The 17,683-nt window shown below is 68.4% G+C and carries 27 protein-coding genes; 10 read left to right on the forward strand and 17 right to left on the reverse strand.

The window, feature by feature from the left end:
- Positions 1 to 42: 42 nt before the first annotated feature.
- From smpB to NMQ01_RS10940, 5 genes are all read right to left on the reverse strand, one after another.
- Positions 43 to 525: an SsrA-binding protein SmpB gene (gene smpB, locus NMQ01_RS10920; RefSeq protein WP_255183955.1), complete on the reverse strand. Its 483-nt coding sequence runs from the start codon at positions 523 to 525 to the stop codon at positions 43 to 45.
- Between the two features lie 94 nt (positions 526 to 619).
- On the reverse strand, positions 620 to 2,029 hold the full coding sequence (locus NMQ01_RS10925) for a M23 family metallopeptidase (RefSeq protein WP_255183956.1): 1,410 nt from the start codon (positions 2,027 to 2,029) through the stop codon (positions 620 to 622).
- A 67-nt stretch (positions 2,030 to 2,096) separates the two neighbouring features.
- Positions 2,097 to 3,002: a permease-like cell division protein FtsX gene (gene ftsX / locus NMQ01_RS10930; protein ID WP_255183957.1), complete on the reverse strand. Its 906-nt coding sequence runs from the start codon at positions 3,000 to 3,002 to the stop codon at positions 2,097 to 2,099.
- Positions 2,999 to 3,835, reverse strand: coding sequence for a cell division ATP-binding protein FtsE (gene ftsE / locus NMQ01_RS10935; RefSeq protein ID WP_255183958.1), 837 nt, complete (start codon positions 3,833 to 3,835; stop codon positions 2,999 to 3,001). The genes ftsX and ftsE overlap by 4 nt, the downstream gene beginning before the upstream one ends.
- A 111-nt stretch (positions 3,836 to 3,946) precedes the next feature.
- Positions 3,947 to 4,156: a hypothetical protein gene (locus NMQ01_RS10940; RefSeq protein ID WP_255183959.1), complete on the reverse strand. Its 210-nt coding sequence runs from the start codon at positions 4,154 to 4,156 to the stop codon at positions 3,947 to 3,949.
- Between the two features lie 58 nt (positions 4,157 to 4,214).
- Between NMQ01_RS10940 and NMQ01_RS10945 the strand changes: the two genes are divergently transcribed.
- Entirely contained in the window at positions 4,215 to 4,406 is a 192-nt protein-coding gene (locus NMQ01_RS10945) for a hypothetical protein (RefSeq protein WP_255183960.1), read from the forward strand.
- Between the two features lie 117 nt (positions 4,407 to 4,523).
- On the opposite strand, the gene NMQ01_RS10950 is transcribed toward NMQ01_RS10945, so the two are convergent.
- From NMQ01_RS10950 to NMQ01_RS10970, 6 genes are read right to left on the reverse strand one after another with little or no spacing between them, the layout of a single operon-like run.
- Positions 4,524 to 4,979, reverse strand: coding sequence for a hypothetical protein (locus NMQ01_RS10950; protein WP_255183961.1), 456 nt, complete (start codon positions 4,977 to 4,979; stop codon positions 4,524 to 4,526).
- The gene (locus tag NMQ01_RS10955; protein ID WP_255183962.1) at positions 4,976 to 5,608 is read right to left on the reverse strand and encodes a contact-dependent growth inhibition system immunity protein; all 633 of its coding nucleotides are present in this window, start codon (positions 5,606 to 5,608) and stop codon (positions 4,976 to 4,978) included. The genes NMQ01_RS10950 and NMQ01_RS10955 overlap by 4 nt, the downstream gene beginning before the upstream one ends.
- 55 nt (positions 5,609 to 5,663) lie before the next feature.
- A complete protein-coding gene (locus NMQ01_RS10960) occupies positions 5,664 to 6,272 on the reverse strand; it encodes a contact-dependent growth inhibition system immunity protein (protein ID WP_255183963.1) in 609 nt (202 codons plus the stop codon).
- A complete protein-coding gene (locus tag NMQ01_RS15970; RefSeq protein WP_369694810.1) occupies positions 6,233 to 6,622 on the reverse strand; it encodes an RNase A-like domain-containing protein in 390 nt (129 codons plus the stop codon). Before NMQ01_RS15970 ends, NMQ01_RS10960 begins: the two co-directional genes overlap by 40 nt.
- Before the next feature lie 46 nt (positions 6,623 to 6,668).
- The gene (gene prfB, locus NMQ01_RS10965) at positions 6,669 to 7,781 is read right to left on the reverse strand and encodes a peptide chain release factor 2 (RefSeq protein ID WP_255183964.1); all 1,113 of its coding nucleotides are present in this window, start codon (positions 7,779 to 7,781) and stop codon (positions 6,669 to 6,671) included.
- Between the two features lie 35 nt (positions 7,782 to 7,816).
- The gene (locus NMQ01_RS10970) at positions 7,817 to 9,223 is read right to left on the reverse strand and encodes an AI-2E family transporter (RefSeq protein WP_255183965.1); all 1,407 of its coding nucleotides are present in this window, start codon (positions 9,221 to 9,223) and stop codon (positions 7,817 to 7,819) included.
- Positions 9,224 to 9,357: 134 nt separating this feature from the next.
- Between NMQ01_RS10970 and NMQ01_RS10975 the strand changes: the two genes are divergently transcribed.
- On the forward strand, positions 9,358 to 10,164 hold the full coding sequence (locus NMQ01_RS10975; protein ID WP_255183966.1) for an alpha/beta fold hydrolase: 807 nt from the start codon (positions 9,358 to 9,360) through the stop codon (positions 10,162 to 10,164).
- A gap of 9 nt (positions 10,165 to 10,173) precedes the next feature.
- Here NMQ01_RS10975 and NMQ01_RS10980 read toward each other — a convergent pair whose 3' ends face one another.
- Together NMQ01_RS10980 and NMQ01_RS10985 are read right to left on the reverse strand one after the other, a co-directional pair.
- Positions 10,174 to 10,764 (reverse strand): TadE/TadG family type IV pilus assembly protein, encoded by a 591-nt coding sequence (locus tag NMQ01_RS10980; protein WP_255183967.1) that lies wholly within the window; start codon positions 10,762 to 10,764, stop codon positions 10,174 to 10,176.
- Positions 10,761 to 10,985 (reverse strand): hypothetical protein, encoded by a 225-nt coding sequence (locus tag NMQ01_RS10985; RefSeq protein WP_072625131.1) that lies wholly within the window; start codon positions 10,983 to 10,985, stop codon positions 10,761 to 10,763. Before NMQ01_RS10985 ends, NMQ01_RS10980 begins: the two co-directional genes overlap by 4 nt.
- Positions 10,986 to 11,243: 258 nt before the next feature.
- On the opposite strand from NMQ01_RS10985, the gene NMQ01_RS10990 reads away from it, so the two are divergent.
- Complete coding sequence (locus tag NMQ01_RS10990) at positions 11,244 to 11,381, forward strand: excalibur calcium-binding domain-containing protein (protein WP_255186363.1); 138 nt, start codon at positions 11,244 to 11,246, stop codon at positions 11,379 to 11,381.
- Between the two features lie 265 nt (positions 11,382 to 11,646).
- On the opposite strand, the gene NMQ01_RS10995 is transcribed toward NMQ01_RS10990, so the two are convergent.
- The gene (locus tag NMQ01_RS10995; RefSeq protein WP_255183968.1) at positions 11,647 to 12,051 is read right to left on the reverse strand and encodes a hypothetical protein; all 405 of its coding nucleotides are present in this window, start codon (positions 12,049 to 12,051) and stop codon (positions 11,647 to 11,649) included.
- A 733-nt stretch (positions 12,052 to 12,784) separates the two neighbouring features.
- On the opposite strand from NMQ01_RS10995, the gene NMQ01_RS11000 reads away from it, so the two are divergent.
- From NMQ01_RS11000 to vsr, 7 genes are all read left to right on the forward strand, one after another.
- On the forward strand, positions 12,785 to 13,024 hold the full coding sequence (locus tag NMQ01_RS11000; RefSeq protein WP_255183969.1) for a hypothetical protein: 240 nt from the start codon (positions 12,785 to 12,787) through the stop codon (positions 13,022 to 13,024).
- 3 nt (positions 13,025 to 13,027) lie between these two features.
- Positions 13,028 to 13,240 (forward strand): hypothetical protein, encoded by a 213-nt coding sequence (locus tag NMQ01_RS11005; RefSeq protein ID WP_255183970.1) that lies wholly within the window; start codon positions 13,028 to 13,030, stop codon positions 13,238 to 13,240.
- 36 nt (positions 13,241 to 13,276) lie between these two features.
- Positions 13,277 to 13,729 (forward strand): antirestriction protein ArdA, encoded by a 453-nt coding sequence (locus tag NMQ01_RS11010; RefSeq protein ID WP_255183971.1) that lies wholly within the window; start codon positions 13,277 to 13,279, stop codon positions 13,727 to 13,729.
- Positions 13,730 to 13,899: 170 nt separating this feature from the next.
- Positions 13,900 to 14,163, forward strand: coding sequence for a hypothetical protein (locus tag NMQ01_RS11015; RefSeq protein WP_255183972.1), 264 nt, complete (start codon positions 13,900 to 13,902; stop codon positions 14,161 to 14,163).
- A gap of 218 nt (positions 14,164 to 14,381) precedes the next feature.
- Positions 14,382 to 14,714: a hypothetical protein gene (locus tag NMQ01_RS11020; protein WP_255183973.1), complete on the forward strand. Its 333-nt coding sequence runs from the start codon at positions 14,382 to 14,384 to the stop codon at positions 14,712 to 14,714.
- A gap of 8 nt (positions 14,715 to 14,722) precedes the next feature.
- Positions 14,723 to 14,941 (forward strand): hypothetical protein, encoded by a 219-nt coding sequence (locus NMQ01_RS11025; protein ID WP_255183974.1) that lies wholly within the window; start codon positions 14,723 to 14,725, stop codon positions 14,939 to 14,941.
- A 14-nt stretch (positions 14,942 to 14,955) separates the two neighbouring features.
- Complete coding sequence (gene vsr / locus NMQ01_RS11030) at positions 14,956 to 15,450, forward strand: DNA mismatch endonuclease Vsr (protein WP_255183975.1); 495 nt, start codon at positions 14,956 to 14,958, stop codon at positions 15,448 to 15,450.
- Here the strand turns inward: vsr and NMQ01_RS11035 are convergent.
- Genes NMQ01_RS11035 through NMQ01_RS11045 form a run of 3 tightly spaced genes read right to left on the reverse strand, consistent with a single transcriptional unit; the run spans position 15,447 to position 17,658 of the window.
- Complete coding sequence (locus NMQ01_RS11035) at positions 15,447 to 15,824, reverse strand: hypothetical protein (protein ID WP_255183976.1); 378 nt, start codon at positions 15,822 to 15,824, stop codon at positions 15,447 to 15,449. The two genes, vsr and NMQ01_RS11035, sit on opposite strands and share 4 nt — an antisense overlap.
- Positions 15,825 to 15,826: 2 nt before the next feature.
- Positions 15,827 to 16,435: an Eco29kI family restriction endonuclease gene (locus NMQ01_RS11040; protein ID WP_255183977.1), complete on the reverse strand. Its 609-nt coding sequence runs from the start codon at positions 16,433 to 16,435 to the stop codon at positions 15,827 to 15,829.
- Positions 16,432 to 17,658: a DNA cytosine methyltransferase gene (locus tag NMQ01_RS11045; RefSeq protein ID WP_255183978.1), complete on the reverse strand. Its 1,227-nt coding sequence runs from the start codon at positions 17,656 to 17,658 to the stop codon at positions 16,432 to 16,434. Before NMQ01_RS11045 ends, NMQ01_RS11040 begins: the two co-directional genes overlap by 4 nt.
- Positions 17,659 to 17,683 lie beyond the last annotated feature (25 nt).

Below are 17,683 nucleotides of genomic sequence, written 5' to 3' on the forward strand. Positions count from 1 at the left end.
ACTCAGTATGGACTCAACGGTGGCCGGGTCCAAACACATTCCCTAGCGGCGACGCTTGAACTGGTCGGACATCGCCCGCTCGGCCTCGCGGCGGTCCTGCCGCTCGCGCAGCGTGTGCCGCTTGTCGTAGGCCTTCTTACCCGTCGCAAGGGCGATCTCGACCTTGACCCGGCCGTTCTTGAAGTACAGCGACAGCGGCACGATGGTCCGCCCGCTCCCCTGCGCCTTGACCATGATCTTGTCGAGCTCGGCCCGGTGGAGCAGGAGCTTGCGGCGGCGGCGCGGCGTGTGGTTGGTCCACGTGCCCTGGACGTACTCGGGGATGTGCACGCCCTCGAGCCACAGCTCGTCGCCGTAGAAGATCGCGAAGCCGTCGACGAGGCTGGCCCGGCCCATGCGCAGCGCCTTGACCTCGGTCCCCATGAGGGCGAGACCCGCCTCGTAGGTGTCCTCGATGTGGTAGTCGTGGCGTGCCTTGCGGTTGCGCGCGACGACGAGCTCGCCCTGCTCGGTCTTCTTGGCCATGGTGGTCTCCCCCTTCGCTGCTCGTGGTGGTCGAGGGGTCACGGTACCCCGAGGGGACAACCGGTCCACCACCGGTTTTGTGCCCGAAGGGGGGTCAGAGCCAGCCGCGGGGGTCGACCGGGGTGCCGTTGGCCCGGGTCTCGAAGTGCAGGTGGCAGCCGGTGGACGTGCCGGTCGTGCCGACGTAGCCGATGACCTGGCCGCGCGAGACGTGACCGCTGCGGACCGCGAAGGACTGCAGGTGGTTGTAGGTCGTCGCGAGCGAGGTGCCCCGCTTGACGCCGTGGTCGATGACGATCTGGTTGCCGTAGCCACCGGTCGAGCTCGGCGGCAGGGCGGAGATGATCGTGCCGCTGTCGGCGGCGTAGACCGGCGAACCGCACGCCCCCGCGTAGTCACGGCCGGCGTGCAGGCGCCAGGTCTGGTGGATCGGGTGGAAGCGCAGGCCGAACTCCGAGCTCACCGGGGCATTGCTCGGCGCCTGGAGGACACCGCTGCTCGTCGGGGCCGGCGGGTTGGGGTCGGGCGCCGAGGCGCCCCCGGAGTCGGAACTCGTGTCGTCGGAGGTCGTGTCGGTCGAGGGTGCCGACCGTGCGGCACGGGCCCGGGCATCGGCCTCGCGCTGGGCCTGCTCCTCGCGGGCCTTGCGGATCGCGGCCTCGCGGATGCGCTGCTTGCGGGCCCGCTCCTCGAGGATCTTGGTGAGCTTGTCCGACTGCGCCTGGAGGCTGTCGACCTGCCGCTGGTCCTCGCGCTTCGCGTCGCGCAGGTCGGCGGCGGCGCTCGTCTGGTCGCTCTCGAGGGTCTCGAGAGTGCGCTGCTTGCGGTCGGCGCGGTCGCTCGCGGTGCGGGCGGCGGAGAGCTTGCTCTCCTTGGTCGCCTTGGCGTCACTGGTCTTCTTGCGCAGGGCCGACAGCTTGTCGCCGGTCGAGACGAGGTTGGCTCTCGAGGTGCTCAGCTCCTCGAGAGCCGAGCTCTGCGTGTCGCCGACGGACTCGGCCATGATCATCTTGTCGACGAAGGCGCCCGGGTCCTCGCTGCCCACGGCCACCGACATGCTGCCCAGACCCTGCTGCTGGTAGACCTCGCCAGCGAAGCCGGCGACCGCGCGCCGGGAGCTGGTGATCTTGGAGCTGGTCTCCTTGAGGTCCTTCTCCGCCTTGTCCTCGTTGGCCTTGGCGAGGTCGTAGGCGGCGACCGCGTCGTCGTACTCCCCCTTCGCCGTCGTCTCGGCGTCCTCCGCGGCCTTGGCGGCACTGCGGGCGCCGGGCAGCTTGGCCCGGGTCGACTTCAGGCGGGTGTAGGCGCTGACGAGGTCCTGCGAGGTCTCGTGCAGGTCGACGCGGGCGTCGGAGAGCTTGCCGTCGACGGCCTTCTTCTGGTCCTGCGGGTCGGGGTCCGCGGCGAAGGCGTAGCCCGCACCGGACGCGAGGCACACGACGAGGGCCGCACCGGTGAGGGCGCGGGCTCGGCGAGAGACAAGGCGACGGGCAGGGCGAGGCATCGAGGCCAACGGTAGACGCGAAGTCCCCCGGTGAACAGCACCCCGGGGGACCTCGGCGTGGCCCGACTCAGACCTTGAGATAGCGCCAGAGGGTGACGGTCGACGTGCCGACCGCCAGGACGACGACGCCGACGAGCAGGAAGGGGGCGATGACCCACACGTCGTTGGACGAGATGAACGCCGTCCCGGAGTTCTCCTGCAGGAGATATCTGTCGAAGAGGGCCCAGGCCGACACCCAGAGCAGGCCGATCGCCATCACCGCCCCGATGAGGCCCGACGCGACCGTCTCGATGATGAAGGGTGTGCGGATGGTGCGGTTCGACGCACCCACGAGCTTCATGATCGCGATCTCGCGGCGACGGGTGAAGGCCGCCTGCCGGATGGTCGTCGCCATGAGCAGCACGGCGGAGACGAGGGTCAGTGCCGCGAGCCCGACCATGACGGCGGTGATGATGTTGATCGCCCGGAAGAGCGGGGAGAAGACCTCGCGCAGGTTGGGCACGCTCGCCACACCCGGGGCGCCCTCGAAGGCCGAGGCGACGGTCTCGAACTCCTCGGGGTCGGACAGCTGCACGCGATAGCTCGGCGGGATGTCACCGACGCGGATGTGACCGGCGAGCGGGGAGTTCTTGTAGTCCTGCTTGAAGCGCTTGTACGCCTCCTCCTCGGACTCGTAGTAGACGTCCTTGACGAGCGGGCGCATCTCCTCGAGCTGGGCGGCGACGGACTCCTTCTGGTCCTGGGTGGCCGCGCCGGTCGAGCAGTTGGGCTGCGCGCTGGTGTCGGTGCACATGTAGACCGAGACCTGCACGCGGTCGTACCAGTAGCCCTTCATCGCATCGACCTGGCGCTGCGCGAGCAGGCCGACGCCGAGGAGGTAGAGCGAGATCATGGTCACGAGGATCACCGACACGGCGATCGACTTGTTGCGCCGCAGGCCGTCCCAGGCGTCGGCGAAGACGGAGGGCTTCATCGCAGCAGGTCCTCCGCGTCGTCGTCCCAGTCGTCCATCGCATGCACCTCACCGATCGGGCGGTCGTCGGGAGGCGGGACCTCCCCTTCGTCGTGGTGGTCGTCGTGGCGCTCGGCCTCACGCTCGTCGCGGTCACGGGAGTCGACGACCTTGGGCACGTAGCTGCCGCCCTCCTCGTCGCGGATGATGATGCCGTCCTCGAGCTCGACGACCCGCTTCTGCATCTCGTCGACGATCACGTTGTCGTGCGTGGCCATGACGATCGTCGTGCCGGAGTCGTGGATGCGACGCAGCAGCTTGACGATCTCGAGGCTTGTCGCGGGGTCGAGGTTGCCCGTGGGCTCGTCGGCGAGGAGCACCGGCGGCTTGTTGACCACCGCACGGGCGATCGCGACGCGCTGCTGCTCACCACCGGAGAGCTCGTGCGGCATGCGCTTCTCCATCCCGGCGAGGCCGACGAGCTCGAGGGTCTCGGGGACGAGGGCGCGGATCGCGCGGCGCGGGCGGCCGATGACCTGCAGGGCGAAGGCGACGTTTTGCTGCACGGTCTTGTTGGGCAGCAGGCGGAAGTCCTGGAAGATCGTGCCCACCTGGCGGCGCAACTGCGGCACCTTGCGCTGCGGCATGCGGCGCAGGTCGTGGCCGCCGACGAGCAGACGCCCGGAGGTGACGACCTCCTCGCGGATCGCCAGGCGCATGAGCGTGGACTTGCCCGAGCCGCTGGCACCGACGATGAAGACGAACTCCCCGCGGTCGATGTTGAGATCGATCTCGTCGAGCGCGGGGTGACTCTGGTTGGGATATCTCTTGGTGACGTTCTCGAAACGGATCATCAGGTGCTCGGGGCCTTACGCGGACGAAGGGGGGCAAACGGCCGCCTGCAGGATATGTCGCTTCGCTGCGAGCCCGTGACACCCGCGTGACCTCGGCGCGTTAGGTGGCGGTCAGGACGGGCTCGCGGCGCCCGGGACGGCCGGGCGCAGAAGGTCAGCGACCTGGCGGGCCTCCTCGAGGGTGAACCCCGTCCGGGTGTCGTACTCGTCCTCGCCGAGCTCCTGCATGGCCTCGATGATGTTGGCCCGCAGGAAGCGGCGGGCGTCGTCGTCCAGCTCAAGTCGCAGGCCATCGGCGTCGTCGGCGAGCTGCAGGTGCATGAGGTCAGGCTAGGGCCCCTGGTCAGGCGGTGTGGTTGCTCTCGCAGTCGTCGGGTCGATGCTTGAGATCGTGGGCGGCGTTGGCCGCGATCTCACGGAACTCGACCACGTCGATCTGGTCGTCATCGCGATCTTCGCCGTGGGCAGGATCCGCATCGAGCACGAGATCCTCGAGGCCGAAGAGGACCCGCTGGAGGATCGCGTAGCGAACGTCGTCCCGAGGCGGGCGTCCGATGTCATCGTCGCGTAGAACTGGGACCGGAAGGCCGCAGCCTCGACGGCACCGTTGAGGAAGGTGTCGAAGAGCGCCGAGTATGTCTTGTCCAGGACTCCGAGTTCGTCATTCATGGCATCTGGCCCCATCCCGCTAGGCGTTCGGTTCGTACATCACCACGGTGGGCCCGTACTGCTCGATGACTTCGACGACGATGTTGCGGTCAGGGAAGTCGGCTGCTGCCCTCGCCCGCCAGCACTCGGCGATGAACTCAGCCGCCATGTTGTCGCTGTCGTCAGGGCCCTCCCCTTCCACCTCGAGCTCGTCCCAGACAACGAAGTGGTTGACCACACGGGACAAGGCTGCTCGATCGTCTCCCAGACGCTCACGCCAGTCATCGAGCGTCTTCTGGGAGAAGCCCGAATATCGAGCCTTGATGAACACCAGCCCGTCGACTTCGATGAGCTCTGGGAAGGCGATGTCTGCGACAGCGACAAGACCAGCCACTCCCACCTTGTACTTGACGTACAAGCCCACGTTCCCGGGCGGCTCGAGTCCGTTGACCCAAGCTGCAACCGTGGGGTCCTCCATGGCATCGAATCGCCTCACCGGTTGTCCGCCTCCCTTCGCAGGAGCCCTTGTCCCGCGGACTGCCGGATCTCGAAGGACGGCTCCGGCGCGTCCGGACCCGCTGGCGTGAACATCCGCACCCGGGGCGTGGCAATGCTGATCCTGCCGTTGCTCTCCCCCACCCACAACACGGGCTGGCCGATCGCGAGACGTGCCTGGTCGACATCGGTGAGACCACGTCCCCCAGACGCAGAGCACATCATCCCGGAGGTGAAAACGACCACCGTGTCACCGACGACCACGCCCACCGGCGGGCCCTCCACCACCGCGCTGACCTGCTGACCCACCAGATCTGAATACGGGGCGACCGGGACGACCGCGCGCTCCAGAGCCCGCTCGGCGACCATGCCAAGGAAGTCTCGGCCGGTCTGGCCGTGGGCCTCGTATGCGTACCCGTTGTGCAAGGCTGCAAGCACCGCGTCGAGGGGCACCTCTGCGTTGGTCGAGAGCAGTTGATCGACCTCCCGAGGCACCCGCGCGCAGAACACCGGGTCCGCCGTGTACATGGCGATGACGTCCTCCGCATCGCCGAAGATGTCTTCGTAGTCCTGGTTGAAGCCGCCCGTCAGCAGGTCGGCCAGCGCCGGGTACTCGAGCTCAAGATCCATGTGTCGTCCTCACCGTGTCAGGCAGCAGTCCAATGCGCGTTGATCTTCAGGCGCTTCACGAGGTGACCGGATCGAGTTCGATCCTCCACCCGGCAGCCCCTTCCGACGGCTCGCTGACCAGCGCAACGTTGGCCGTGCCGAGCCGCAACCGCTGATCGGCCACGTAGGCGGTCAAGATCGACTCACCGACGAGACGCTGCAGCCCTGGCGCTGCTTCACCCGGGCCGGAAGTCCCGCCATCATCAGCCGCGTAGAAACTCACGCCCGACTCGAAGACCACTCGTACACCGTCGGAGACCAAGGCCACCGGACCCTGCCACTCCACGGTGGTGATCGTCCTCCCCCAGAGCACGTCGACGTAGGCGACATCGGGCACTTCGGACCTCACCTGGTCGGCGACGGCAGTCAGCCACTGGGACGCGGTGAGGCCGTCCTCGGTGTAGTCGTAGGTGTTGCCCATGGCCGTGAGAGCGTCGTCCAGGTCCTCGCCACGAAACTCTGACAGGAGGCGCTCGACCTCCCCGGGGATGCGGGCGCAGAAGAGGGGGTTGTGGGTGAAGGCACTGACGACGCCCTCGGGCGACCCGTCGATGTCCCAGAAGTCCTGGTTGAACCCGGCAGACATCAGGTTCCGCAGCGCGGGGTACTTCTCCTCCAGTGACATGTGCAACCTCTCCACGGTGTGGGATGGGAGGTCAGGATCCGGTAGCCCTTGGGCATGTTGGGATCCTTGACGATCACGACCTTGCTGCCGCTGACCTCGGACACGTCGTCGCTCTTCTTCGGGACATGTCGACCGGTCTCGCCCCTTCGCCATGCCCCGCTCACCCAGCTCGGCCCAGACGCCGCTCGACGCCCCCGGCCGGCGCCCGGCGTCGAGCACGACGTCCCAGGCCTCACGACTGATGGCCGTCGCCTTGACGGCCGTCCCCTTCGGGTCCATGCCGCCCCCTGATGGTCCGTCGACCACCGTAGGCGCATCGCGCGCATCACGCAGCGGGGAGAACTCCCCATCCGCGGCTCGGCCGCGGGCGGCCGCTCATCTCACGGAGCGGGAGGATCAGTCCTCGGACTTGGCCTGCTCGATGCGCCAGCGGATGCCGGCCTCGATGAAGCCGTCGATGTCACCGTCGAAGACGGCGGAGGGGTTGCCGGTCTCGTGCTCGGTCCGCAGGTCCTTGACCATCTGGTAGGGGTTGAGGACGTACGAGCGCATCTGGTCGCCCCAGCTGGCCTTGACGTCGCCGGCCAGTTCCTTGCGCTCGGCGGCCTCCTCGGCCTTCTTCTGCAGGAGCAGTCGCGACTGCATGACGCGCAGCGCGGCGGCGCGGTTCTGGATCTGCGACTTCTCGTTCTGCATCGACACGACGATGCCCGTCGGGATGTGCGTCATGCGCACGGCGGAGTCGGTCGTGTTGACCGACTGGCCGCCGGGACCGGAGGAGCGGAAGACGTCGATCTTCAGCTCGTTGTCCGGGATCTCGATGGAGTCGGTGCCCTCGATGAGCGGGATGACCTCGACCGCGGCGAAGGAGGTCTGGCGCCGGCCCTGGTTGTCGAAGGGAGAGATGCGCACCAGACGGTGGGTCCCCCCTTCGACCGAGAGGTTGCCGTAGGCGTAGGGGACGTTGACCTCGAAGGTGGCCGACTTCAGGCCCGCCTCCTCGGCGTAGGAGGTGTCCATGACCTTCGTCGGGTAGCCGTGGCGCTCGGCCCAGCGCAGGTACATGCGCATGAGCATCTCAGCGAAGTCGGCGGCGTCGACGCCACCGGCGCCGGCGCGGATCGTCACGACGGCCTCGCGCTCGTCGTACTCGCCAGACAGCAGAGTGCGCACCTCGAGCTGGCCGACCGCCTTGGCGACCTTGGCCAACTCACCCTCGGCCTCGGTGAGGGTGTCGGCGTCGCCCTCCTCGGTCCCGAGCTCGACGAGCGCCTCGAGGTCGTCGATGCGCGCGTCCATCGCATTGATCCGGTCGAGCTCGGCGTTCGCCCGGGAGAGCTTGGAGGTGACGACCTGGGCGGACTCGGGGTCGTCCCAGAGGTCGGGGGCGGCGGCCTGCTGCTCGAGCTCCGCGATCTGCGCCTCGAGGGCAGGGACGTCGGACACCTCCCGCACCGACCCCATGGTCGTGCGCAGGTGCTTGATCTCGGTCTCGAAGTCGACAGCCACGACAGGTCACCTTACGGCAGGAGCAGCCCGCTTCCCTACGTCGGCTGGGCGCTGCGGCTCTCCCGCGGGTCGCTGGCGATGAACTGGTTGATCCACCGCGCCCGGGGGTCGCGGTCGATGAGCAGGCTCTTGACGAGCAGGGTGCACGGGATCGCCAGGAGGGCACCCAGCGCACCGAAGACGTAGGCCCAGAAGACGAGGGAGAGGAAGGCGGTCGTCGCGTTGATGCCGACCGCGTCACCGGTGAACTTCGGCTGGAAGATCGACTGGATGACGAAGTTGACGACGCAGTAGATCGCGATGACCCAGATCATCGTCGACACCCCGCCCGACAGCAGCGCGATGAAGGCCGGTGGGATGAGGCCGAGGACGAAGCCGATGTTGGGGATGTAGTTGGTGACGAAGGCGAGCAGACCGAAGGTCATCGCCAACGGCACCCCCAGCCAGACGAGCGCGAAGTAGTCGATGACGGCGACGATGATGCCGAAGACGGTCGAGACGATCCAGTACTTGCGCACCCGGTAGCCGAAGTCGACGAGGGCGTCGGCGACGTCGGGCTTGTGCCGGTGGATGGCCGACAAGCGCCCCTTGAAGCCGCCGGCGTCCATGACGAGGAAGATCATCACCGTCAGCAGGAAGAGCATCGTCGTCGTCAGGCCGGTGATCGTGTTGGCGAGCGACGTCGCCAGGCCGGTGAGGTTGCGCAGGTCGAAGTTCGAGATCGCCTCGTCGATCTCCTGGGCCTCGATGCCCTGCTCGAGCAGCAGATCGCGTCCGTCGCGCACCAGCCCGGTGAAGGTGCTCGTGTACTCCGGCCTGGCCAGCTCGGTCGCGAAGCGGCTCGCCGCCAGGCCGATGGACGCTCCGAGGAAGGCGAGGATCCCGTAGAGCATGACGATGAGCAGCAGCCCGGAGATGATCGAGCCGAGGAAGCGGCGCAGGACCTTGTAGACCGGGTAGACGGCGATGATCAGGGTCATCGCGAGGAAGGTCGGCGCGATGATGCCCGACACCTCCCGCAGGCCGGAGATCGCCACGGCTCCGGCGGCCAGCCCGAGCAGGATCGTCAGGGTCGGCGACAGCGACACCCGCACCCGCGACTCCTCCTCGGGCGCCTCGTGCTCATGGGTCGGGTCGGGTGTGCGCGTCGCGGCGACGGGGATGGTCTCGGCGTCGTCGTCGGCCTCGTCGGCCGGCCGCACCTCCCCGTCGGTGGTCTGGACGACCTCGTCCTCCCCATCCCGGTCGTTGAGGAGCTCGCTCTGAGAGTCCCCATCCCGGTCGCTGAGGAGCTCGCTCTGCGAGCGTCTCGAAGCGACATCCGAAGGGGGGTCCGTCACCTTGTCCGGCTCCGCGTCGGGCTCCTCGTGAACGGGCGCCTCGACGACATCGGCCTCGACACCGTCCGGCTGCGCGTCCTCCCCCGACCGTTCTTGCTCCACGCGTGCATCCTCCTGGACGAGATGGTGCGGTCTCCCCGCCGGCTCATCGTGTCACCTCGGGGGGCCGTATGGGAGTAGGGCCGTCAGCCCCCGACGAGCACGACGGGCCGTCGGCCCTGTGCTTGGCTGCTCGCATGACCCACCCACACGTTGTGCGCCACGGAACCGGAGTCCCCCTCATCGCGGTCCACGGCAACGGTGTCGACCACCGCCTGCTCCTCGCCCTGGACGACTCCCTGGCCGAGGGCGGCGCCTGGGAGCGCACCTACCTCGACCTGCCCGGCTTCGGCAGCACCCCGGCCCTGACCGGCGAAGGGGGCCTGCCCCACCTCGCGCAGTGGCTCACCGAGACCACCTCCACACTGGTCGGCTCGGCCCCCTTCGCGCTCGTCGCCAACTCCCTCGGCGGACTGCTCGCCCGGCACCTCCTGGCCCAGTTCGGCGACCAGGTCCTCGGACTGGCCCTGATCGCACCCGTGGTCGACCCCGACGCCTCCCGCCGCACCCGGCCCGAGCGCACCGTCGTCGACCGCGACGAGGAGCTCCTCGCCGAGCTGACGGATGCGGACCGTGACGAGTTCACCGGCATGGCGGTGCGGCAGACCCGTGACTCGTGGGCTGCCTTCGAGCGCTGGGCGCTGCCGGGTGTACGCGCAGCCGACCCGGCCGCGATGCAGCGGCTCGGCGCCGACTACGCGCTCGGCACCGTCCCAGAGGAGAGCGGCCCCACCTTTCGGGGGCCGACACTCCTCGTGGCCGGACGGCAGGACCACGTCGTCGGCTACGAGGACCAGCTGCGGCTGCTCCCCCACTACCCGCGTGCGAGCGCACTCGTCGTCGACGCGGCCGGGCACAACGTCCACCTCGAGCAGCCCGCGATCGTCGGTGCCGCCGTCGCCGACTGGGCACGCCGAACCCACCCCGACACGCAGGCTCCCTGACCCGCCCGGCTACCCGGGTGTCACGCCGGCCCGGGCCCGGGACTCGACGGTCACGGTGACAGAGCCGCTTATGGTCCGCAGCAGTCCCCCGATGAGCGGCAGGTCCGCCTCGCCGGACAGGCGCACCACCGCTGTCCGGCCGTCGGGGCTGCCGGTCCCGCTCGCGACCTTCCAGCTCTCCAGGCCGTGGGGCCGGGAGCGCCCGGCGAGGTGGTCGGCGGCGCTCGCCTGCACGGTCGCGTCGTCGAGCGGCAGGTCCGTGCCCAGACCGCGGTCGTAGACGAGCTTGGCGCTGTCGTCCGTCGCGTCGAGGGCCGCGGCCGTGGTGTCGACCCGCGCCGTCACGTCACCCGCGAAGCGGGCGGACAGGCTGCGGCCGATGAGGTCCTCGGTCCGGCCGGCGCCCTCCTGGGGCGTCGACCCCTCGCGTGCGCCGTAGCGAGCCCCCTCCGAGGCGCACGAGATGAGGGTGTTGCGCACGTGCAGCGTCAGCCCGAGCTGGAAGACCCCGAGGAAGACGAAGAGCAGCAGTGCAGAGGTCATCGTGAAGTCGGCGACGGCCGACCCACGATCGTCGTGCAGCCTCGCGGCACCGATCAATTGTGGACCTGGTCGGGGCCGGTGACCCCGGTGATCGCGCGCTCGAACATGCCCTTGAGCTGCTCACCCGCGATGGCCCAGATGCCGGTGACGAGGGCCGCGGTCATGAGGGTGATGAGGACCCAGCCGGGCACGTCGCCCGTCTCGTCGTCGAGCCGCGCAGTGGCCCGCCGCACGGCATCGGTGAGGCGGACGTGCGCCTTGATGAGCTGGTCGTTCATGGTGTTTCTCCTTGGTGGCGTGCTGGTCGGTCACATCTGGAACTGGAAGAAGCCGAGGCCCGGGAACATGGCGAAGAGGATGGTGACGGCCGCACGCCGAAGACGACCGGGACGTCGAGCACCACCCGCTCATCGTCGCCCAAGCCCAAGAAGACGACGACGCGGCCGAGCCCGGCCTCGACGAGCACGCCTGCGCCGCAGCCGACTACGACGACGCCGCCGCCCGCGCCGACGACCACAACGGCGAGCCCCGCGCCGGTGGCCCCTCCGGTCCAAGACGCCTACGAGAATTGCGACGCCGTGAGGGCCGCCGGCGCCGCTCCGATCTACAGGGGCCAGCCCGGATTTGGCGATCACCTCGACCGCGACGGCGACGGGGTTGCCTGCGAGACGTGACCTAACCGGCCTGGTTCCGGTCGTCGGGAACGTTCAGACGCTGCGGAGGCAGGTGCTCGGCTGACTGAGGCGCCGTGCACACGCCTGGCCTCGGAGGTCTGATCGTGCCGGCGTTCTGGGTCATCGTGGCGTAGAGGGTGGCTAGCCGCTTGGAGACATTCCATGACTCGGGCGTGTCAACGACGGTGACGGTCAAAGTCAGTCTGCTGAGGTCATCGACCTCGACCCTGTGACGTGTCGGCCTCGGTCCGCTGTGGAAGAAGCCTTAGGTCAGGGCTCGATAGCTGGCCAGTGGGAGGCCGAAATCGTTGTAGCGCTCCCAGTCTTCGTCGACCTCGAACGTGTCCATCAACTCACCGTTCTGGACTGTGAAGTCCATCTGAGAGTCCGGCACGTAGGTGCAGATGATCTTGAACGACAGCCAACCCTTCCTCACGCGCACCGTCGGGTCAGTCGGTTTCGCCTTGGTCGGGGTGCTTGTGATCTCCGAGCTCGAGGTCGAACTCGACGGTGTCGTCGTGGTCGACGACGACGTCGGAGCCGCCGTCGGCATCACTGTCGTCGACGGCTTCGGCGGCGGCTCCTCCCGTTGTTGGGAGCATCCGCCTGCCAGCGTCACCACACCCACTCCCACGATCGCTGACCGGATCCGACGCGACAGACGACTCATGGGCACCGACGCTAAGCAACGTCAGGCAACCTTGCAGGACGAGTGCTCGCTACTGTCCACTCATGGCGCGCTATCCCTCCGGCATCATTGGCCCCCTTCCAGGGGACGACATCAGCGACCCGGAGGCTCGTCTCGCACAGATGTCGCTCGAGATGGACCACAGCCCTGTAGGCACGTCTGCCCCCTGTATGAATCCGGAGTGCACCTCCCCCGTCGACTACATCGGAGTGGGCCCCCCAAATCTCTACTGCTCGACCACCTGCCGCACTCGTGCGTCCGTCCTGCGGCAGAGGGCCCATCAACAGTTGGCGATCATCCAGCGGACGCTGCGTGATGCCCACGGCCTCCACGGCTTCCCTCGACAGGAGCTGCGCAATCGCGCGCGCTTGCTCGAGTGGTGGCTGTTGCGTCTTCCCACGATGGACGAGCGAGCGTCCTCCCTAGAAGACGACCATCACGGCTAGGGCGAAGCAAAGTGCGGCCACTAGCAGGATGAAGGTCCCCGAAATCTTCATGGTCACGGATCGTCGCACGAGTTCACCCTCCGTGCAGGACGAAGCACCCCAGGTGGTCAGCCCATGCATGCCCAGCAGCCGACGGCTCGCGCGCCCGTTCAGTGCGGCGCCGACGCTGACGCCGAAGCAGTTGGACCCCAGGGCTTGACATGGTGTACATACACCACTACCTTCCTCCCATCCTGGTGTACATACACCACCTGATGAGAGGACACCCCATGACCACCTCAGACACCACGCTCAGCCTGTGTGAGTGCTGCGCCCTGGTGATCGCCAACGGCGACGACAGCGGATGTCGCGACTACTACGGCCACACCCACCCAGCGCCCACGGTGCCCGCTCACACGGTCCTCACGGGCGAGAGCGGGCAGCCCTCGAGCGGGTTCACCTGCGACGGGTGCCGAGAGCGTCAGGACGCCTACGCCTATCGGCTCTGGGCAATCGTGCTCGAGGCCTGAGCCATGACGACCCCGACCCGCTACGCCCGCGTCTTCGACTACGCCGATCCCTACCGATCCGACGCCTACGCCCTCGACCCCCACGGCCACGGGTGGGACCGGCTCGCCGCCATCGCCGGGGAGTACCAGCGCGGCGAGATCACTTGGCGGCAAGCCCGCGCGTGGTGCGACGACAACGCCCGCGACCTCATGGCGCTGACCGGCGCCGACAACTGACACCCACCAACCCCGCACGACCCGAGAGGACCCACCATGAACACGATCACCGCCACCACGCCGCGCGTCTGGATCGGCTGCCTGGCCTGCTACAACGACGGCCGACTCGTCGGCGAGTGGTTCGCCGCCGAGGGCGCCGAGGACATCACGCTCGAGGAGGTCCACGCCCACGCTGGCGGCGTCCGCTGGGGCTGCGAAGAACTCTGGGTAATGGACACCGACGGGCTGCCCATCTCCCGCGAGATGTCGCCCGCCGAGGCTGGCGAGTGGAGCGCCCTGCTCGCCGAGGTCGACGAGTGGCAGCGCGACGCACTGGCCGCCTGGGTCGCGTCCGGTGACTACATCGCCGAGGGTCGCGGCGACCTGCCGAGCCTGCCCGACTTCGAGGAGCGCTACGCGGGCGAGTGGGACACCTTCGAGGACTACGCCGCCGAACTCTTCGACGATCTCGGCTACGGCGCCGAGATGCCCGAGCACCTGGCTCCCTAATTCGACATGCGCGCCTGGGCTCGAGACCTGGCCTACGACTACACGACCCACCCGGCGCCCGGCGGCGGCGTCTTCGTCTTCCGCTCGCTCTGACCCGCTCCCCGACACAGCGGCACCGGGGAGCGGATATCTCCCCGGTGCCTCCCGGAACCCTACTGAGAGGACCCACCATGACCAACCAGACGACGACCGTCGACCTCGTGATCCGGCTCCGCGTCGCGGGCACGCCTGCCGAGGTCGCGACCTACCTCGACCCGCTCTACTGCCTCGCCGACGTCATGGCCGTGCAGGCCGAGGACGGCCTCTGGTCGCTCGGCTCGCCCGACACCGAGACCGACGACGGCCCGAGCCGCTTCGTCGCCGACATCGACAGCGCCCGAGTGCAGGCCGTCCTCATCGAGGGCAGCGCTCCGACGAGTCGAGAGGAGGCCTGACCGATGCCCACCTTCGCCGTCATCGTGACCGTCATCGTCACGCTCGCTTGCCCGCCTCTGGCGCCCTTCGCCCTCTTCGCGATCCTCAACCTGCACCTAGACAGGCGCCGCCGTGCGATCGTCCGAGCCCGGCAGGCGAGAGCCCGAGCCATCGCCCAGGAGCGACACGATCGAGCCATGGACCGTGCTCTCAGGTCCCTGTGATGAAGGATGTGCCCGTGGACGTTTACATCGACTCCGCGCCCGAGAACATCACCCCCGAGCTCGCCCTCAAGGCCGACCGCGTGCTCGAGGAGCGCTGGAACGGCTGGCTCCGACCACTAGCGACCGCCGATGCGTTCGGGGAGTTCCTCGATGCCTGGCGCGCCAATGACCCGAACGGGATCTGGGGCTACGCGTCCGAGGTCGGCGACACCCTGGTCTGCTCGGTGATCGACTCCGACGAGCCCGCCGACGAGTTCCCACGTGCTGGCGAGACCGCCGACGGCACCCCGCTCTACGACCTCACCGGCTGGGTCTGGGTCACGGCCGACCATTACGACGCGGGATGATGTCGACCATGAGCAAGCCAGACACCCGCTACGCCCGGACGGGCGACCGCGCCGCCGACGGCGTCTCGTCCCACACGTTCCGGTGCAGTGACGAGGTCTGGACGGCCGCCACCGAGAAGGCTGCTGAGAAGGGCGAGAAGGTGTCCGATGTGATCCGCCGTGCCCTCATCGCCTACGCCGGGCTGCCCGAGAAGACGCCGGGCGTCGTCGGCCGGAAGGATCGCTAGGCGACGAGGCGAGCATGACGCCCGAACCGCTCACACCGCCCACCCCTGGGCGACGCAGCGCGATGCAGCAGCAGCGCGTGAAGGACACCGAGCCCGAGATGCGGCTCCGACGAGCACTGACCGCCCGACGGGTCGGTTACCGCCTGCACCGACCACTGCTCGAGGACCGGCGCCGTACGACGGACATTGTCTTCATGGGCGCCAAGGTCGCGGTCGACGTGCGGGGTTGCTTCTGGCACGGATGCCCCGACCACTGCCGACGGGGCTCCGCGAACTCGGCCTGGTGGAACGCGAAGCTCGAGGCCAACATCGCCCGCGACGAGGACAGCGAGCGTCGCCTCACTGAGGCTGGCTGGCTCGTGATCGTCGTCTGGGAGCACGACGACCCCGACGAGGCAGCCGAGCGGATCATGACCGCCGTCAATGCCCGACGACCACGGCGCGAAGCCGTCGAGGAGGCGACCCGCGAAGAGCGCCTCGAAGCCTGGGAGCGCCTCTACGGGCGCTAGACCAACTCCCACTTCTTCTCGAGCCGGTCGAGATTCGCGAGGAGGGGGGTGTGGTCTTCCTGGATCGGGAGGACGCGGGGAGCCCGACCGGGCAACGGGTTGTGCTTGTAGGGCGTCAGGACGCCGGGGTCGAGTTGCGATCGCACGGCGAGCAGCCGGGGGTCGTTGGCGAGGGCGTGCTTCGGCAGGTTCTTCTGCGTTGCCTCGGCGACCATCTGGCGCGCGTCGGCAAGGATCTTCCGCTGCTGCTGCCTCTTGAGCGCCTCCTCGTCGACCTTGCCCTTGGCTGCCGGTCGACCGAACCAGCCACCGAGGAAGCCCACGATGACGCCCGAGACGCCGGAGATCCCGGCGACGACGATGGTGGAGTCCATGCTCAGGGCAGAGCGATCCGCGCCGCGAGGTACTGGTGGACATCCGCCTCGATGTCAGCGCGCGCCTCGTTCCTCTGCTGGAAGTTGACCGCCCAGGCGCGCCCCGGGTGGAGGACGTCCCACCGCGAGACCATGCCTGCTCGTCGACCGGCGCCGGGGTCATGGTTGCCGAAGCCGTCCACGATGCTGTTCCACACGGGGGCGAAGCGTCCGATCAGGATGGACTCACCGAGGGGAATCCAGATCGGCTCGGTGACCAGCCAGCGCGCGTAGAAGTCCTCGATGTCGAGGTTCGTCGCGGCACTGAGGCTGTTGGCATGCTGGTTGAGGCGGGAGAAGAGCGGCGTCCCTCCGGTGGAGACGGCGACACCCCTGCGAGCGCCGCTGGGCACGGCCTTGCCGACGTAGATCGGGATCTCGAAGGCGTCGTTCTGGTTGACCTTGCCGAGCGACTCGTAGGGCGACTCGTCGCCGGTGTAGTAGATCGCGTAGACGCCCGCGCCGGTGAACCGCTGCATCTGGTCCATGCGCGTCGGCGTGGAAGCCAGCAGCGCGTTCTCGACGCTGTGCCCCAGGTTCTCCATGTCGAGCGGGTTGTAGGCCTTGGTCACGCGGTCACCGCTCGCAGGTCGCCGCTTCGCTGGGCAGCATGGGCGGCCCGGAAGTCGGCCAGGGCGATGTGCTCAGCGACGCTGCCAGCGACCTTCTGCGCCAGGAGCACGGGCACCGCGTTGCCGAGTTGGCGCATGGCTTCGCCCCAGGCGCCGTGGAGCTCGTAGCGGTCGGGGAACGTCTGCAGGCGAGCGCTCTCGCGGATGGAGAAGTATCGGATCGAGCCATCCACTCGCAGGAGCATGTTCTCGCCGCCGGGCACGCCGTGACCGCCAGCCTTGAGGGTCTTCGCGGGCATGTCGATGTGGCTCCCGGTGTGGCCGGGGTACGACCGAGCGCCGGGCTGCAGGATGTGGTTGTGGTGCTTCCGGCTCCCGCTGAGCGTCGGCTCGGGCAGGTCGCTGATCGCGTCGCGGACGGTGCGCCAGGGCAGCGCGAGTTCTTCGGCGGGGACATGGCGAAGCGACGCGACGCGCGAGGCGACGCGGGGGCTCATCTCGGGGCGGTTCTTCTTCGCCACCTTGTGCCGCTCCCAGTAAGCGCCGGTGATCCACTGGGAGTGGAGCAGGGCGTCGTACGAGTGGGTCGCGTCGGGGAAGGACCACTCGGCCTCGAGGTCGGAGCGGAAGCCGACGATGAAGACTCGGTGGCGCTGCTGGGGAACGCCGTAGTCGGCGGCGTTCACGAGAGTGGGCACGACCTTGTAGGTCAGGGCCTCGCCACAGCTGGCGTTCGTGTGCTCAGCCTGCAGGCGCTGGTAGTGGTCGAACCACGACTCGCCCTCGCGGCTCGTGACCTCGGGGTGCTCCAACTGCAGCAGGATGTACTGGTAGTAGTTCGCGAACGTGGAGCGGGTCAAGCCTCTGACATTCTCGAGGATGAAGGCCTTGGGGCTCAGGGTCCGAATGACCTCGATGGCCGCCGGGAACATGTCGCGCTTGTCGTCGGCGGCGCGGTGCTTCCCGCCCATGCTGAACGGCTGGCACGGCGGGCCACCGGTGACGAGATCGACAGGCTCGGTGATCTGGGACCAGTCGACAGCCCGGACGTCGCCCTCGTGGACCTTCCAGCCATCCACCAGCGGGTAGCCCAGGGCCTGGTTCTCGCGGACGGTGTCGCAGGCCCATCGGTCCCACTCGACCACGATCTGTGGCTCGAAGCCCGCGAGCTCACAGCCCAGAGCGAGACCGCCAGCACCGGCGAAGAGTTCTACAGAGCGCACGCGGGCAGATTACCTCGTTGTAACT

Origin of the sequence: Janibacter sp. CX7 (genome assembly GCF_024362365.1) — a bacterium.
Lineage (GTDB): Bacteria > Actinomycetota > Actinomycetes > Actinomycetales > Dermatophilaceae > Janibacter.